This window comes from Methylobacterium hispanicum (assembly GCF_022179285.1).
GTDB lineage: Bacteria > Pseudomonadota > Alphaproteobacteria > Rhizobiales > Beijerinckiaceae > Methylobacterium > Methylobacterium hispanicum.
In genome coordinates, this window is sequence record NZ_BPQO01000001.1 from 417,952 (window position 1) to 432,960 (window position 15,009).

The following is a 15,009-nucleotide window of genomic DNA, read 5'->3' on the forward strand; positions in this document are numbered from 1 at the left end:
CGCATGGCTTCCCTCGAGTCCGCCCCCGCCGTCGCGCTCAAGGCCGCCCCTGCCCGCTCGCGGGTGCCGGGCGGCGCCGCCCTCGGCCTCGGCCTCCTCGTGCTGGCGCTGCTGCCGGTGCTCATGGGCGCCAGCAACTACATGCTGGGCCTGCTGATCTCGGCGCTCATCCTCTCGGGCGTCGCGCTCGCCTGGGCGCTGCTCGGCAACCTCGGCGGCATGGTCTCGTTCGGCCACGCCGCCTTCTTCGGGGTCGGGGCCTACGCCTCGGCGCTGCTCTCGGCCAAGCTCGGCCTGCCGGTGCTGCTCACCGTGCCGCTCGGCGGCCTCGTCGCCGTGGTGGCCTCGCTCGCGATGCTGCCCGCGCTCCGGCTGTCGGGCCCCTACTTCGCGCTCGCCATCCTCGCCTACGCGCAGATCTTCCGCATCCTGGCGACCGAAGCCTCCTGGCTTACCGGCGGCGGCGCGGGCTTCCAGCGCTACCCGGGCCTGCCGAACGTGTTCGGGCTTGACCTCGCGAGCCGCACCGGCAGCTACCTGCTGCTCGTCGCGGTGGTCACCCTCTGCGCGCTGGCCTACCTCGCGGTGCGGCGCAGCCATGTCGGCCTGGCGCTCCGCGCCATCGCCGAGAGCGAGGACGCGACCCGGGTGGTCGGCGTCAACAGCACGGTCCTGAAGTCCCTGATGCTGCTGCTCTCGGCCTTCATCACCGGCGTGTTCGGCGCGCTCAACGCCCACATCATCGGCTTTCTGGAGCCGGACTACGCCTTCTCGGGCGTCTGGAGCCTGATGCCGATCATCGCGGCGATCTTCGGCGGCTACCGCACGATCGTCGGCCCGATCGGCGGCGCGGTGATCATCTACCTGTTCGACCAGGTGGTGGCCAAGAGCCTGATCGCGGTCGGCCACCAGATCATCCTGGGCTTCGTCCTCGTCGTGATGGTGCTGGCCGCGCCGAACGGGCTGCTGGGCCTCGTCAGGAAGGGGGACCGCCATGCTTGAACTCGACGCCGTCACGGTCCGCTTCGGCGGCCTCGTCGCGCTGCGCGACGTCACCTTCACGGTGCAGCCGGGCGAGATCCTGGGCCTCGTCGGCCCGAACGGGGCCGGCAAGACCACGCTCTTCAACGGCATCTCGGGGCTGACCCGGGTGCGCGGGAAGATCCTGTTCGGGGGCCGCGACGTCACGCGCCTGCCCCTACACCGCCGCGCCCGCCTCGGGATCGGCCGCACCTTCCAGATCCCGCAGCCGATGAAGCACCTGACCGTGCGCGAGAACCTCGCGGTCGCGCAGGTCTTCGGCGCCGGGCGCCACGACCCCGCGCGGATCGAGGAGATCCTCGCCGTCATGGAGCTTCAGCAACAGGGCGACCGCCCGGCCGAGAGCGCGCTGGCGCTGCAGGAGCTGAAGCGGCTGGAGATCGCCAAGGCGCTCGCCACCGAGCCGAAGCTCCTCCTCCTCGACGAGGTGCTGGCGGGGTTGGAGAGCCAGGCCAAGCGCCAGTTCGCGGCCAAGCTCAAGGAACTGCACCGCCGCTTCGGCCTGACCATCGTCATCGTCGAGCACGACATCGAGACGATCTCGGGCCTCTGCTCGCGCGCCGTGGTGCTGAACTTCGGCGAGATCATCGCCGACGGCACCCCGGCCCAGGTCTTCCGCGATCCCCGCGTCGTCGAGAGCTATACCGGGACGGCCCATGCTTGAGACCCAGAACCTCCGGGCCGGCTACGGCCACATCACGGTGCTGTGGGACCTCTCGCTCACCTTCCGCGAGGGCGCGCTGACGGCCATCGTCGGCCCGAACGGGGCCGGCAAGACGACGCTGCTGCGCGCGCTGACCGGGCTGATCCCGCACAAGGGCGAGATCCGGCTCGGGGGCGAGCGTCTGGCGGGCAAGACCTGGGATCTCGCGGGCCAGGGCATCGTCATGGTGCCGGAGGGCCGCCTCGTCTTCCGCGACATGAGCGTGGAGGAGAACCTCTGCCTCGGCGCCTACCCGAAGCGCTGCCGCGGCGACCTCTCCCCCGGCCTCGACCGGGTCTACGGCCTGTTCCCGCGCCTGCGCGAGCGGCGCGGGCAGATGGCCGGCTCGCTCTCCGGCGGCGAGGCGCAGATGCTCGCCATGGGACGGGGGCTGATGTCGCAGCCGAAGATCCTGCTGATCGACGAGCCGTCGCTCGGCCTCGCGCCGGTGATCGTCTCGGAGGTCTTCGACATCATCGCGCGCCTGAAGGAGGCCGGGACCACGATCCTGCTGGTCGAGCAGAACACCCGCGTCGCGCTCTCGGTCGCCGACGACGTGCACCTGCTGCGCGGCGGGCAGGTGCGGCTCAGCGCGCCGGCGGCGCAGGTCGACCTCGACCACCTGCACGACCTCTACTTCGCGCGGGAGGCGCAGAGCGCGTGAACCGTCTGCCCCCGATCCTGCGCGACAACCTCGCCCTGCCGGTCATCGCCTCGCCGATGTTCATCGTCTCGGGGCCGGACCTCGTGATCGCCCAGTGCCGCGCCGGCATCGTCGGGTCCTTCCCGGCGCTGAACGCGCGGCCCGCCGCGATGCTCGACACTTGGCTCACCCGCATCACGGAGGAGCTCGCTGCCGCGCGCGCGGCCGACCCCGCGGCCCGGATCGCGCCCTTCGCGGTCAACCAGATCGTCCACGCCTCGAACGACCGGCTGGCGGAGGATGTCGAGACCTGCGCGCGCCACCGCGTGCCGATCGTCATCACCAGCCTGCGCGCGCCCGACGCCGTGGTGCGGCCGGTCCACGGCTACGGCGGCCTCGTCTTCCACGACGTCACCACGGTCCGCCACGCCGAGAAGGCGCTGGAGGCGGGCGTCGACGGGCTGATCCTGGCCTGCGCCGGGGCCGGCGGGCACGCGGGCACGCTCTCGCCCTTCGCGCTGGTGGGCGAGGTGCGCCGCTTCTACGACGGGCCGCTGATCCTCTCGGGGGCGATCACCACTGGATCCGCGATCCTGGCGGCGCAGGCGATGGGTGCCGACCTCGCCTACATGGGTACCCGCTTCATCGCCTCCGCGGAGGCGAACGCGGCGCCCGCCTACAAGGACATGATCGCGGGCGCGAGCGCGGCGGACATCCTCTACACGCCCTTCTTCACCGGCGTGCCCGGCAACTACCTGGCGCCCAGCATCCGCGCCGCAGGCCTGGATCCGGACACCCTGCCGACCGCCGACAAGACCGCGATGAGCTTCGCCAGCGACCGGGCGAAGCCCTGGCGCGACGTCTGGGGCGCGGGCCAGGGGGTCGGCACGATCCCCGACGTGCGGCCGGTCGCCGAGATCGTGGCGGGGCTGGCGCGGGAGTACCGCGCGGCCCGCGCCGGCCTCGCGGCCTGAGGAGGATTCCGAGCCATGACAGAGTCCCCCGCGACCGAGACCCTGCGGATCACCGAGCCGGCGGACGGCGTGCGCCTCCTCACCATCGACCGGACTGCGCGCCGCAACGCCCTCGACCGGGCGACCTACGGGGCCATCCGGGAGGCGATCGCGCGGGCCGGCACGGACGAGGCCGTGCGCGCCATTGTGCTCACGGGCGCGGGCGGCTGCTTCACCGCCGGCAACGACCTCGCGGATTTTCGCGATACCGCCGAGACTGTCGCGGACAGCCCCGGCCTCGCCCTGCTGAAGGTGCTCGCCGCCTGCCCAAAGCCCGTCCTGGCGGCGGTTGAGGGCCACGCGGTCGGCATCGGCACGACGCTGCTCCTGCACTGTGACCTCGCCTATGCGGGGGCGGGCGCGCGCTTCCGCCTGCCCTTCACCAGCCTCGGCCTCAGCCCCGAGGGCGCGTCGAGCTACCTGCTGCCCCTCGTCGCCGGCACGAAGCGCGCCGCCGAGTTGCTGATGCTGGGCGAGCCCTTCGGGCCCGAGACGGCCGAGGCGGCCGGCCTCGTCAACGCCGTGGTGCCGGCGGGCCAAGCCCTCGACGCGGCGCTGGAGCGGGCCCGGGCGCTGGCCGCCCTCCCGCCGGTCTCGGTCGCCGCCACCAAGCGGGCGCTGCGGGCGGGCCACGCCGAGATCGTGGCGCGCACGCTGGCCAGCGAGGCCGAGACCTTCCACGCGCTCCGCCGCGGCCCCGCCGCCCAGGCCGCCTTCGCGGCCTTCTTCGCACGATGAGCGCGATCATGAGTGAGACCGCCCTCGATCCCCTCGCCGACCCCGAGGCCGAGGAGGGGGCCGGCCCGAAGGAGGACCGGCACTTCGTCACGGCGCTGGCCCGCGGCCTCGCGGTGCTCGCCTGCTTCGGGCGCGACCGGCGGATGCTCGCCAACCACGACATCGCCGAGGCCTGCGGCCTGCCGCGCTCCACCGTGTCGCGGCTGACCTACACGCTGACCAAGCTCGGCTACCTGCACCTCGTCGAGGAATCCGGGAAATACCGCCTCGGCACCCAGACGATCGCGCTGGGCTCGATGGCGCTGGGCGGCCTCGACGTGCGCCAGATCGCCCGTCCCGCCTTGCGCGCCGTGGCGCAGGCGGCCAACGCCTCCGTGGGTCTCGGCGTGCGCGACCGGCTGAGCATGCGCTACATCGATTGCCAGCGCGGGCCGGCCGCGATCTCGCTCAACCTCGACACGGGCTCGCGCATCTCGCTGGCCCGCTCGGCCATGGGCCGGGCCTACATCGCGGTCTGCTCCGACCGCGAGCGCGCCGCGCTCTACGAGGAGTTGCAGGCCTACGACCCGCTGGCCTGGCCGGCTTTGCGGGCCGGCCTCGACCGGGCGGTGCAGGAGCACCGCGAGATCGGCTGCTGCACCTCCTTCGGCGAGTGGCAGGACACGGTCTCGGCCATCGCGGTGGGCTTCCGCCCCGGCGGCGGCCTGCCGCCGATGTCGGTCAATTGCGGCGCCCCCACCATCATCACCGACGGCCGCTTCCTGATGGACGTCGCCCGCCCGAAGCTGATCGAGGCCGTGCGCGGCCTCGAAGGTGTCATGGGCGCTTGATTGCTGGTCTCATCGATCCCGGCCTATGGCCGGCATCGATGAGGTCCGGCGGACGACCGCCGCCGCGCCGTCGCGCGGGCAGATCTCGCCGCGAGGACGCGGCGAGATCTGATTGAGGAGTGACCCGATGCTGTTCGATCCCGACGACCTGCCGCTCGCCGGCATCCGCGTGCTGGATCTCTCCCGCGTGCTCGCGGGACCCTGGTGCGCGCAGGTGCTGGGCGATCTCGGCGCCGACGTGATCAAGGTCGAGCACCCCGAGCGCGGCGACGACACCCGCGACTGGGGCCTGCGGACCGGCCCGAGCAACACCTCTTATTTCGACAGCGTGAACCGCAATAAGCGCTCGATCGGCGTCGACCTCGCCGACCCGGAGGGGCTGGCGCTGGTGCGCGATATCGCCCGGCAGAGCGACGTCGTGGTGCAGAACTTCAAGACCGGCGGCGCCGACCGGCTCGGCCTCGGCTACGCGGCGCTCTCCGCCGAGAACCCGCGGCTGATCTACTGCTCGGTCTCGGGGTACAGTTCGGACGGCGCGGAGGCGACGCGGCCGGGCTACGACCTCGTGATCCAGGGCGAGGCCGGGCTGATGGCGCTGAACGGCGAGGCGGAGCGGCCGCCCCTCAAGTTCGGCCTCGCGGCGGTCGACCTGTTCACCGGCCAGTTCGCCGCGCAAGCGGTCCTCGCCGCCCTCTACCAGCGCGAGCGCACCGGTCGCGGGCGCCTCGTGGAACTCGCCCTGTTCGATTGCGGCGTGGCGCTGACCTCCTATTACGGCCTGGAGGCCATGGTGCAGGGCCGCGACCCGGCCCGCTACGGCAACGCGCACCCCTCCATCGTGCCCTACGGCGTGTTCGAGGCCGGCGACGGGCCGATCGTGCTGACGGTCGGCAACAACGCGCAGTACCGGCGCTTCTGCGAGCAGGTGCTGGAGCGGCCCGACCTCTGCGCCGACCCGCGCTTCGCCAGCAACCTCGACCGCTCGCGAAACCGCGCCGTCTTCGTGCCGGTGCTCGAGGCGGAACTCGCCAAGTGGAAGCGGGCCGACCTCCTGGCCCGGCTCCAGGCCGCCGGCATCCCCTGCGGCGAGGTGCTGGGCCTGCACGAGGCCCTGACCTCGGAGCGCGCCCGCTCCGCCGGCCTCGTCATCCCGCAGGGCGCGGGCGCGGAGGCGGCGGCCCACGTGCTGGCCCCGCCCTACCGGCTCGACGGCGCGCGCCTCCCCGTGCGGCGGATGCCGCCCGTGCTCGGCGCTTCGGGCGCCGAGATCCGGGCCGCGCTGTCGGGGCCTGCGGAGGCGACGGGGGAACGCTGACGAGGGCCGCGCCAACGCTCGCCTCGCGTGGTACCTGTCACCGGCACGTCATCGACCGTCGCGGGGCGACGGTCCGTCGAGAAGGGAGGAGACGATGCGGGCATCCCGCCGGGATCTGATCGCGCTCGCGGCCGTCGCCACGGCGGTCGGCACGCGCCGGGCGGAGGCGCAGGCCGCGCCCGAACCGCTCTTCGCCGTGCCGGCCACGACCGTCCCCATCCTGGGCGAGAGCCGCGTCTTCCCGGTGCGCCGCATCTACTGCATCGGCCGCAACTACGCGGCCCACGCCATCGAGCGCGGATCCGATCCGAGCCGGGAGCCGCCGTTCTTCTTCCAGAAGCCGACGGACGCGATCCAGACCGTCGCGGTCGGCGCGGTCGCGGAGCATCCCTATCCATCCCTGACGAAGAACTACCATCACGAGATCGAGCTCGTCGCCGCCCTGCACGTGGGCGGCGTCAACATTCCGGCCGAGCGGGCCCTCGACCACGTCTACGGCTACGCGCTCGGCCTCGACATGACCCGCCGCGACCTCCAGAACGGGATGGCGGCCGAGAAGAAGCCCTGGGAGATCGGCAAGAGCTTCGACCATGCCGCCATCATCGGGCCGATCCGGCCGGTGGCGCAGGTCGGGCACCTGCGCAAGGGTGCGATCGCCCTGTCGGTCAACGGGACGGTCCGGCAGAACTCCGATCTCGACAAGATGATCTGGAGCGTCGCCGAGCAGATCGCGAAGCTCTCCGAGGCCTTCGCGCTCGCGCCGGGTGACCTGATCTATTCCGGCACGCCCGAGAATGTCGGCCCGGTGGTCAGGGGCGACGTGCTCCTCGGCACGCTCGACGGCCTGCCCGACCTGTCGGTCCGCATCGTCTGATCCCGCCGCGCGGCCGGACGAAGGCGCAGGGCCGGTCCCTCGACGAGGAACCAGCTCAGGAGCCCCAGCGGGAGCGCGGCGGCGAGCGCGAGCGCCGCTACCGCCCAGGGCGAGATGCCCGGGACGTGGGCGACCAGAAGGTTCTGCACCGGCCACGCGTAGAGGTAGAGGCCGTAGGAGGGGTCGGCCCGATCGACCGCGCGGCTCAGGGCCAGGGGACGCACCGCGAAGGCGAACCAGAAGATGAGGTAGCCGCCGAGCACCGCTAAGGCGGGCTCGGCCAGCGGCCGGACGAACATCAGGGGCAGCAGCAGCAGCGCGGCCCGGCAGGCGCCGCGCCGCGTGTAGGCGATCCGGTCGCCGAAGAGCTGGTAGGCGCCCCCGCAGCAGAACACGAAGACGAAGCGGATCATCTCCGAGAGCGTGCCGGCCACGTCGCCCGGGAGCCCGACCGGCAGGAAGAGCCAGCGCAGGGCGAGGAGCGCCCCAAGCCCGGCCAGCAGCGCGAGGTAGCGCGCCCGGATGCGCAGGACGCGCGCGCGGCCGGCCAGCCCGAGGAGCAGGTAGCAGCCGAACTCGCAGGGGATCGTCCACATCGAGCCGTTGAGGTGCGGGTAGGGCAGGCCCTCGAACGCGCCCGGGACGACGGGCATCAGCAGCAGGGCGAGGCGGAGCAGCGTCTCGGCGCTCGACAGGGCCACCATGTCGCCCCCGGCGAAGGGCGCCACAACCAGGATGCAGACGAGGGAGGCGACGACGAAGCCCGGGTAGATCCGCAGGGCCCGGCGCCGCACGTAGCCGGAGAACGAGGTCCGCGCGCGGTAGCTCGCGGTGATCAGGTAGCCGCTGACGAGGAAGAAGCCGTCGACGGCCAGTTCGCCGAAGGACAGCGTGCCGAAGACCCGGGTCAGGATCTCGCGCGAGCGGTCGCCGTCGATGAGTTCCGGCGCGTGGGCGAGGATCACGAGCGCGGCGAAGAGGAGCCGCAACGTGCCGAAATTGTTCGCGCACCGCTCTCGGTCGCCCGCTCCCTGCGCCACCCCGTGCTCTCCGTCCGGACGTCAGGCCCTTACGGGCCGGGAAACGCGGCGCGGCGGCAAGAGCACCGGCGCAACACCGGCGGCCCGCCCGCGGTGAACGGCCCTCGGGCGCCCACCGTTCAAGTCAGCGCCCAGATCAGCATACGATTTACGTATACGGAGCGGAATGATATAGGCCAACACCAAACTTCTCTCGGCCGAACCTGCAAAAGGGGGACATTGCACGAGGGAATGCCATGCGAAATCATGTCTTTTTCTGGGCAATCGCAGCGTGTCTCGCCCTGACCGGGACCGTGGAGGCGCGATCCCGTCACCGCGGCGCCGGCCATTGCGCGATCGGGCAGATGTATCGCCCCTCGCTCGGCACCTGCCAGTCCCGGGCACTCTTCCGCAGATCCATGCGCAAGGTCGCGACCGACGCCCGCGGAGCCCGCGAGACCCTGCGGCATGCGGCGCGCCGGGACCGGCGCCAGAGACTTCGTGAGGCCCGCGCGGCGGCGGAGCGGCCGGAGGCCCGACCGAACCGCCTGCTTCCGACGCGGCCCGTCCCGCGCGCGGACCACGCCCTCGACGAGGCCGCGGTGCGGGCGGCGGAGGCCGCGACGATGCCGGACGCGCCCGCGACGGGGCCCGCATCCCCGCCCGCGCGCAACGGTCCGGCACCGGTCGAGTTCGCGGCCATTCCCTGGACCGCCAGCGGACCCTTCTCCCTCGATCCGCGGCCGCGCTACGCCGCGCGCTCCGATCTCGACTGGCGGCGCTGAGCGCGGCGCCGAGCGGGCAACGGCCGTCGGCGCGCGGTGCGCGCAGCGCATCCGGGCCCTAGATGGGGCGCACGCGCATGGCTCGACCAGCGCGATCCGCAAGAGCGCCCGATGCCGAACCTGTCCGCCGAGAATCTCCGCGTCGCCGACGTGATGGCCCGCGACGTCGAGTTCATCGAGCCGCACGCGAGCGCGCAGGCCGCGGCCGTCCTCATGGGCGAGATCGAGGTCGGCGCGCTTCCCGTCGGCTCGGCGGACCGGATCGTCGGCATCGTCACGGACCGCGACCTGCTCTACCGGGTCGTGGCCCGCGGGCGCGATCCGGCGGCCGTCTCGGTGCAGGAGGTCGCCTCGCGGCCCGTCCTCGCCTGCAGCCCCGGCGACACGCTCCGCGCGGCCATGGACGTGATGGTGGCGAACTACGTGCGGCGGCTGCCGGTGCTGGACGGGAGCCGCCGGGTGGTCGGCTGGCTGACCCTGGCCGACATCGCCCGCCACCTCCTCGTCAACGACGACGCCCTGCAGGTCTCGCTCCTGACGCTCACCGAGGGCGCGGGGGCGGGCTGATCAGGCCCGGTACCGGCGCTCCGCCGCGCGCACCGCAGCGTTCGGCAGGGCGCGGTGCAGGGCGACGTAGTCGGCGAACGCCCATCCGGCCGGGCCGGCCTCGCGCGCGGCGACGAGGCACAGGATGAAGGCGATCAGGGCGGTCTCGGGCTCGACGAGCGCCGCGAGCGCCGCGTCGAGCGGCGGCGGCGATCGCAGCGCCGCCTCGAACGCCGCGAGCAGGCCGGCATCCGCGCCCGAACCGCGGAGCCAGGCCCGCACCGGATCGAGGGCGGCCTCCGCGCCGCCCGCCCGGGCGGCCACCGCGGCGAAGCGGGCGAGCGCCGCGCACTCCCCCTCGGCGAGGCGCGTCAGGTTGACGCTCAGCGGCATCAGGGTCTGGTGGCGGTTCTGCAGGAAACCGTGGAGCACCTTCTGGCCGACCGCCTCGGCGAGCTGGCGGCGGCCCGGCTCGACGGCGCGGTGGCGGCGGTCGATCGTCGCCCGCTCGCCCTCGGACGGCTGGTGATCCGGTCCCGTCTCGACTAGCTGCAACACCTGCCCTCCATGCCCGCGCCGCCGTTGTCGGCGCACCGATCAGGTGTTCCCGGATGACCGTCGATCAAGTGCTCGCCTTCGGCCTGATCGGCGTGACCGTCGCGGCCTTCGTCTGGGACCGGCTGCCCTACGACGTCGTGGCGCTCACGGCGCTCGCGGTCGGCATCGCGATCGGCCTCGTGCCCGCCGACAAGGCCTTCTCGGGCTTCTCCGACGACATCGTGGTCATCGTGGGTGCGGCGCTCGTGCTCTCGGCGGCCATCGCCCGCTCGGGCGCGGTCGAGACCCTGATGCGCCCGCTCATGCCCTACCTGACGAGCGCGGGACGGCAGGTGCCGATCCTGGTTGCCGGGGTGCTGCTGCTGTCGATGGTGACGAAGAACGTGGGCGCGCTGGCGATCTTCATGCCGATCGCCCTGCAGCTCGCCCGCCGCAGCGGCACGCCGGCCTCCGCGATGCTGATGCCGATGGCCTTCGCCTCGCTGATCGGCGGCATCGTCACCCTGGTCGGCACCTCGCCGAACGTGATCGTCTCGAAGGTCCGCGCCGACCTGACCGGCCAACCCTTCGGCATGTTCGACTACACCCCCGTGGGGCTCTGCGTGGCGGCCTCAGGCTTCGTCTTCCTGTGCCTGGGCTGGCGGCTGCTGCCGCGGCGCGACGGCGGCACGCGCTCGATGGAGGCGGCCTTCACCCTGGAGCGCTACACCACGGAGGCGCGCCTGCCCGCGCGCCACCCGGCGGCCGGCGGCACGGTGGCCGCGCTGGAGGCGCAGGGCGACGGCGAGGTCCGCGTCGCGACCGTCCTGCGCGAGCGCTTCCGGCGCTATCCGGCGAGCCCCGACTTCCCCCTGAAGGACGAGGACGTGCTGCTCCTCGACGGCGAGCCCGACGCGCTGGAGCGCTTCGTGGCCCGCACCGGGCTCGCCCTCGCGGGCGCCGCGCCCGCGGCCGAGGCGGTGGTGATGGAGGGCGTGGTGACCGCCGAATCCGACCTCGTCGGACGCACCGCTGCCCAGCTCGACCTGGAGCGCGCCACCGGCCTCGGCATCCTCGCGGTCAGCCGGCGCGGCCGGCGCATCGAGCAGCGGCTCTCCTCCGTCCGCTTCCGGGCCGGCGACGTGGTGGTGGTGCGCGGCCGCGCCGCCGCGCTCGCGCCCGCCCTCGGGACCCTGAAGGTGCTGCCGCTGGCCGCCCGCGAGATCGCGCTCGGCCGCAACGACCGGAGCTGGCTGCCGGCCGCGATCCTGCTCGCCGCGATGGGCCTCGTCGCGCTCCACGTCGTCCCGGTGGCGGTGGCCTTCTTCGGCGCGGTCGTGGCCGTGCTGCTCCTGCGCAGCATGACCCCGCACGAGGCCTACCAGGCCGTGGAATGGCCGGTGCTGGTGCTGCTCGGCGCCCTCATCCCGATCTCCGAGACGGTCAGCAGCACCGGCGGCGCGGACCTCGTCGCCGCCCACCTGACGGCCCTGGTGCAGGACCTCTCGCCCGTGGCGGCACTCGGCGCGATCCTGGTTCTGGCCATGGCGGTGACGCCGTTCCTCAACAACGCCGCGACCGTGCTGATCATGGGGCCGATCGCCGCCAAGCTCGCGACCAAGCTCGGGCTCAATCCCGACCCGTTCCTGATGGCGGTCGCGCTCGGCGCGGCCTGCGACTTCCTCACGCCGATCGGCCACCAGTGCAACACCCTGGTGATGGGACCCGGCGGCTACCGCTTCGGCGACTACGCCCGGCTCGGGCTGCCGCTCTCCCTCATCGTGATCGTGGTGGGCGTGCCGCTCATCGCCCTCGTGTGGCCCCTCCATCGGACCTGACGGGGGCGTCTTTCGGGTTAGGCCGCAAGAGCCCCGGCTCCGACCTCCGGGGCGATGCGCCGCGCGCGGGCACCGGTCTATGAGCGTGGCGATGCGAGGGTCGTCGTCGCGCGTCCGGCGCCGAGGCGACGACCTGCCGGCCGGTCGGGAGCGACGCGTGGCGCCAGACGACATCGACGTGATCCGAGCCCGGCTCGCGGCGCATCCGAGACCCGCCGACCTCGCCGAGCGGCGCGCCCGCATCGACGGCCTCGGGGCCGGCTACGCCCTGCCTCCGGATGTCGTGGTCGAGCCGGCGGATGCCGACGGCGTGACAGCGGAATGGACGCGCACCCCGGCGGCCGAGGGAGACGCCGTCATCCTGTTCCTGCACGGGGGCGGCTACGTCTCCGGCTCGCTGACGAGCCATCGCCACATGGTGGCGCAGGCCGGGCGCGCGGCGCGGGCACGGACCTTCGCGCTCGATTATCGGCTGGCGCCGGAGCACCCGTTCCCGGCCGCGCTCGAGGACGCGCTCGCCGGCTACCGCTTTCTCCTCGCTTCGGGCATCGCGCCGGCGCGGATCGCCCTCGCGGGCGAGAGCGCGGGCGGCGGCCTCGCGCTCGCCACGGCCCTGTCCTTGCGCGCGGCGGGCGTTCCGCTGCCGGGCTGCCTCTGGCTGAGTTCGCCCTGGGTCGACCTCGCGCTCATGGGGGCGAGCATGGACGCCAAGGCGGCCGTCGATCCCCTGCTGAGCCGCGCCTACCTGTCCGAACTCGCCGGCCTCTACCTGAACGGAGCCGACGCGCGGGGGCCTCTCGTCTCACCGCTCGGAGCCGACCTCGCGGGCCTGCCGCCGATGCTGATCCAGGTCGGCTCCGCCGAGACGCTCCTCGACGATTCCGTGCGGCTCGCGGCGGTCGCAGGTGCCGCCGACGTCGCCGTGCAGCTCGAGATCTGGCCGCACATGATCCATGCCTGGCATCTCTTCTACCCGGAGGTGGCCGACGGGCGGCACTCCCTCGCGAGCGCGGGGGCCTTCGTCGCGCGCCGTCTCGGCGCCCGCTGACGCGACGGGGCGCGGGGACGGCCGAAGCCCTCCCCGTCGTGGCGGCACCGATTCAAGCCGCCTTCACGCCCGCCAGGAACAGACCCACCTCCCGGTGGAGGCTCTCGGAATGGTGCGAAAGTTCCCGCGCGGCACCGAGCACCTGCCCGGCGGCGCTGCCGGTCGAGCCGGCACCCTGGCGCACGTCGGCGATGCTCCCGGCGACCCGGCCGGTGCTGCTCGCGGCCTGCTGGACGTTCCGGGCGATCTCCTGCGTGGCAGCCCCCTGCTGCTCCATGGCGGCGGCGATCGCGTTCGAGGCCGCCGCCATCTGGCCGATCGTGGCCCCGATGGCGCGGATCGCCGCGACCGATTCCTGGCTCACGCTCTGGATCGCGGCGATCTGGCCGGCAATCTCCTCGGTCGCGCGGGTGGTCTGGCCCGCGAGGTCCTTCACCTCGCCCGCGACGACCGCGAAGCCCCGGCCCGCCTCGCCGGCCCGCGCCGCCTCGATGGTCGCGTTGAGCGCCAGCAGGTTCGTGTGCCCGGCGATCTTGTTGATCATCGCCACGACCGTGTCGATCCGCTCGGCCGCGCCCGCGAGTTGCCGGACGAGCCCGTCGGTCCGGTGCGCCTCGTCGGCGGCCTTCTGGGCGATGCGGGCCGACTGACCGGCCTGCTGCGTGATGTGCTGGATCGAGGCCGACATCTCCTCGCTCGCGGCGGCCACGGTCTGCACGTTGGCCGCCGTGGTCTCGGCCGCCCGCATGGCGGTCGCGGATTGCAGCGCGGTCTGCTCGGCCGTGCTCGCCATGGTCTGGGCGGTGGCCTCCATCTCGGTCGCGGCCCCGGCCAGCCCCTGCGCCAGCACCGAGACGTTCGCCTCGAAGGTCTTCGTCAGCCCGTCGAGATGATCGGCCCGGCGCATCTTGGCGTCGGCCTCCTCGGCCGCCGCGGCGTCGGCGCGCGCCTTGGCGATCAGCGCGTCCTTGAAGACCTGGACGGCGCGGGCCATCGCGCCCAGCTCGTCCCGGCGCGCGGCGCCCGGCACCGCGACGGCGTGGTCGCCGGCAGCAAGGCGCTGCATCGCCGCGGTCATCGCGGTCACCGGCTGCGCGACGCCCCGGCCGACGCGCCATGCGAGGAGCACGCCGATCACGAGGGCGGTCGCGCCGATGCCGATCACGAGCCCGCGCAGGTGGTTCGCGTCCGCGGCCATCAGGGCCATGATCTGCTGCTGGTCGCGTACCGCCCGCTCGCGCGTCTCGGCACCCAGGGCGACGAGGTGGTCACCCGTCTGCTTCAGGGTCTGGTAGGCGGCCTCGACCGTGCCCGCACCGGTGAGCACGCCGTCGAGCGCCGCCTTGAACGGGGCGACCCTGCCGGCGACCGCCTTCAGCGGGGGTTGGAGCAGGCCGGCGCCGTCGATCCGCGCGAGCGCCGCGATCTCCCGCGTGTAGCGACCGAACTCCACCGTGGCAGTGCTGGCATCCGCCGGGTTGTTGCTCGAGCGGAACAGGTAGGCGGCGGCGAGGGTGGCCTGGAGGGCGCGGTCGGCCCGGAAGGCGGCGGCGGCGAGGGCCGGATCCTGCGCGGCCCGGTCGGCCATCGCGTAGCCGGCATTCGAGAGCGCGACGCCGAGCTTGCCGAGGTCGCCGAGCGCGGCCTTGCGCGCCTGCATCACGCCGATCAGGGCGTTCGCGCCGGCCACGTAGTCCCGCGACGGCCCGAGCATCGCATCCTCCGCCTCTCCGGACCGGGGAGCGGCCTCGCTCTCGGCCGCGAGTTTGGCGAGCCCCGCCTTGAGCTCGCCCAGCATCTCGCCCTGCTCGGTGCGCATGTAGTTGAGCACGAGGCGCCGGGCGCCGTTGACGAGCAGTTCGGAGGCGCTGGCCCGCTCGGCGGCCCGCACGCGGGCGTCCGCGCCCTCCACCTCGGCGTTGAGCACGCTGACGCTGCGGAAGGTGGCGAGCGCGGACAGCAGGAGAAGCACCAGCACCACGCCGAAGCCGGCGGCGATGCGCTGGGCGACCGAGAGACGGTCCGGACGGAGAGTGAGCATCGGCGGCAGTCCTGGAACCTCGGTGCATCCTCGCCGGC

General features: G+C 73.4%; 15 protein-coding genes. 12 read left to right on the forward strand and 3 right to left on the reverse strand.

Annotated features, from left to right (window positions below; genetic code table 11):
- Positions 1-3: 3 nt before the first annotated feature.
- The 8 genes from MFF56_RS01885 (at position 4) to MFF56_RS01920 (ending at position 7,157) form a co-directional block, all read left to right on the forward strand.
- A complete protein-coding gene (locus MFF56_RS01885) occupies positions 4-1,002 on the forward strand; it encodes a branched-chain amino acid ABC transporter permease (RefSeq protein ID WP_066924586.1) in 999 nt (332 codons plus the stop codon).
- Entirely contained in the window at positions 995-1,705 is a 711-nt protein-coding gene (locus MFF56_RS01890; RefSeq protein ID WP_066924577.1) for an ABC transporter ATP-binding protein, read from the forward strand. The genes MFF56_RS01885 and MFF56_RS01890 overlap by 8 nt, the downstream gene beginning before the upstream one ends.
- Positions 1,698-2,408 (forward strand): ABC transporter ATP-binding protein, encoded by a 711-nt coding sequence (locus tag MFF56_RS01895; RefSeq protein WP_066924579.1) that lies wholly within the window; start codon positions 1,698-1,700, stop codon positions 2,406-2,408. The genes MFF56_RS01890 and MFF56_RS01895 overlap by 8 nt, the downstream gene beginning before the upstream one ends.
- Entirely contained in the window at positions 2,405-3,361 is a 957-nt protein-coding gene (locus MFF56_RS01900) for an NAD(P)H-dependent flavin oxidoreductase (RefSeq protein WP_283207395.1), read from the forward strand. Before MFF56_RS01895 ends, MFF56_RS01900 begins: the two co-directional genes overlap by 4 nt.
- Positions 3,362-3,376: 15 nt before the next feature.
- Entirely contained in the window at positions 3,377-4,138 is a 762-nt protein-coding gene (locus MFF56_RS01905; protein WP_066924580.1) for an enoyl-CoA hydratase-related protein, read from the forward strand.
- Between the two features lie 8 nt (positions 4,139-4,146).
- Positions 4,147-4,968, forward strand: a complete 822-nt coding sequence (locus tag MFF56_RS01910; protein WP_238229346.1) for an IclR family transcriptional regulator — start codon at positions 4,147-4,149, stop codon at positions 4,966-4,968.
- Positions 4,969-5,095: 127 nt separating this feature from the next.
- The gene (locus MFF56_RS01915) at positions 5,096-6,283 is read left to right on the forward strand and encodes a CaiB/BaiF CoA transferase family protein (protein ID WP_066924581.1); all 1,188 of its coding nucleotides are present in this window, start codon (positions 5,096-5,098) and stop codon (positions 6,281-6,283) included.
- Between the two features lie 94 nt (positions 6,284-6,377).
- Entirely contained in the window at positions 6,378-7,157 is a 780-nt protein-coding gene (locus MFF56_RS01920) for a fumarylacetoacetate hydrolase family protein (protein ID WP_066924582.1), read from the forward strand.
- Here the strand turns inward: MFF56_RS01920 and MFF56_RS01925 are convergent.
- On the reverse strand, positions 7,058-8,197 hold the full coding sequence (locus MFF56_RS01925; RefSeq protein ID WP_082773185.1) for an acyltransferase family protein: 1,140 nt from the start codon (positions 8,195-8,197) through the stop codon (positions 7,058-7,060). The two genes, MFF56_RS01920 and MFF56_RS01925, sit on opposite strands and share 100 nt — an antisense overlap.
- Positions 8,198-8,541: 344 nt before the next feature.
- Between MFF56_RS01925 and MFF56_RS01930 the strand changes: the two genes are divergently transcribed.
- Together MFF56_RS01930 and MFF56_RS01935 are read left to right on the forward strand one after the other, a co-directional pair.
- Positions 8,542-8,961, forward strand: a complete 420-nt coding sequence (locus tag MFF56_RS01930) for a hypothetical protein (protein ID WP_066924583.1) — start codon at positions 8,542-8,544, stop codon at positions 8,959-8,961.
- A gap of 111 nt (positions 8,962-9,072) precedes the next feature.
- Positions 9,073-9,528, forward strand: coding sequence for a CBS domain-containing protein (locus tag MFF56_RS01935; protein WP_197430660.1), 456 nt, complete (start codon positions 9,073-9,075; stop codon positions 9,526-9,528).
- On the opposite strand, the gene MFF56_RS01940 is transcribed toward MFF56_RS01935, so the two are convergent.
- Complete coding sequence (locus tag MFF56_RS01940) at positions 9,529-10,065, reverse strand: hypothetical protein (protein WP_238229347.1); 537 nt, start codon at positions 10,063-10,065, stop codon at positions 9,529-9,531.
- Positions 10,066-10,118: 53 nt separating this feature from the next.
- Between MFF56_RS01940 and MFF56_RS01945 the strand changes: the two genes are divergently transcribed.
- Both MFF56_RS01945 and MFF56_RS01950 read left to right on the forward strand, forming a co-directional pair.
- The gene (locus MFF56_RS01945) at positions 10,119-11,882 is read left to right on the forward strand and encodes an SLC13 family permease (RefSeq protein ID WP_066925940.1); all 1,764 of its coding nucleotides are present in this window, start codon (positions 10,119-10,121) and stop codon (positions 11,880-11,882) included.
- Positions 11,883-12,039: 157 nt separating this feature from the next.
- The gene (locus tag MFF56_RS01950) at positions 12,040-12,930 is read left to right on the forward strand and encodes an alpha/beta hydrolase (protein WP_066925937.1); all 891 of its coding nucleotides are present in this window, start codon (positions 12,040-12,042) and stop codon (positions 12,928-12,930) included.
- 52 nt (positions 12,931-12,982) lie between these two features.
- Here MFF56_RS01950 and MFF56_RS01955 read toward each other — a convergent pair whose 3' ends face one another.
- Positions 12,983-14,971: a methyl-accepting chemotaxis protein gene (locus MFF56_RS01955; RefSeq protein WP_066925934.1), complete on the reverse strand. Its 1,989-nt coding sequence runs from the start codon at positions 14,969-14,971 to the stop codon at positions 12,983-12,985.
- Positions 14,972-15,009: the final 38 nt, after the last annotated feature.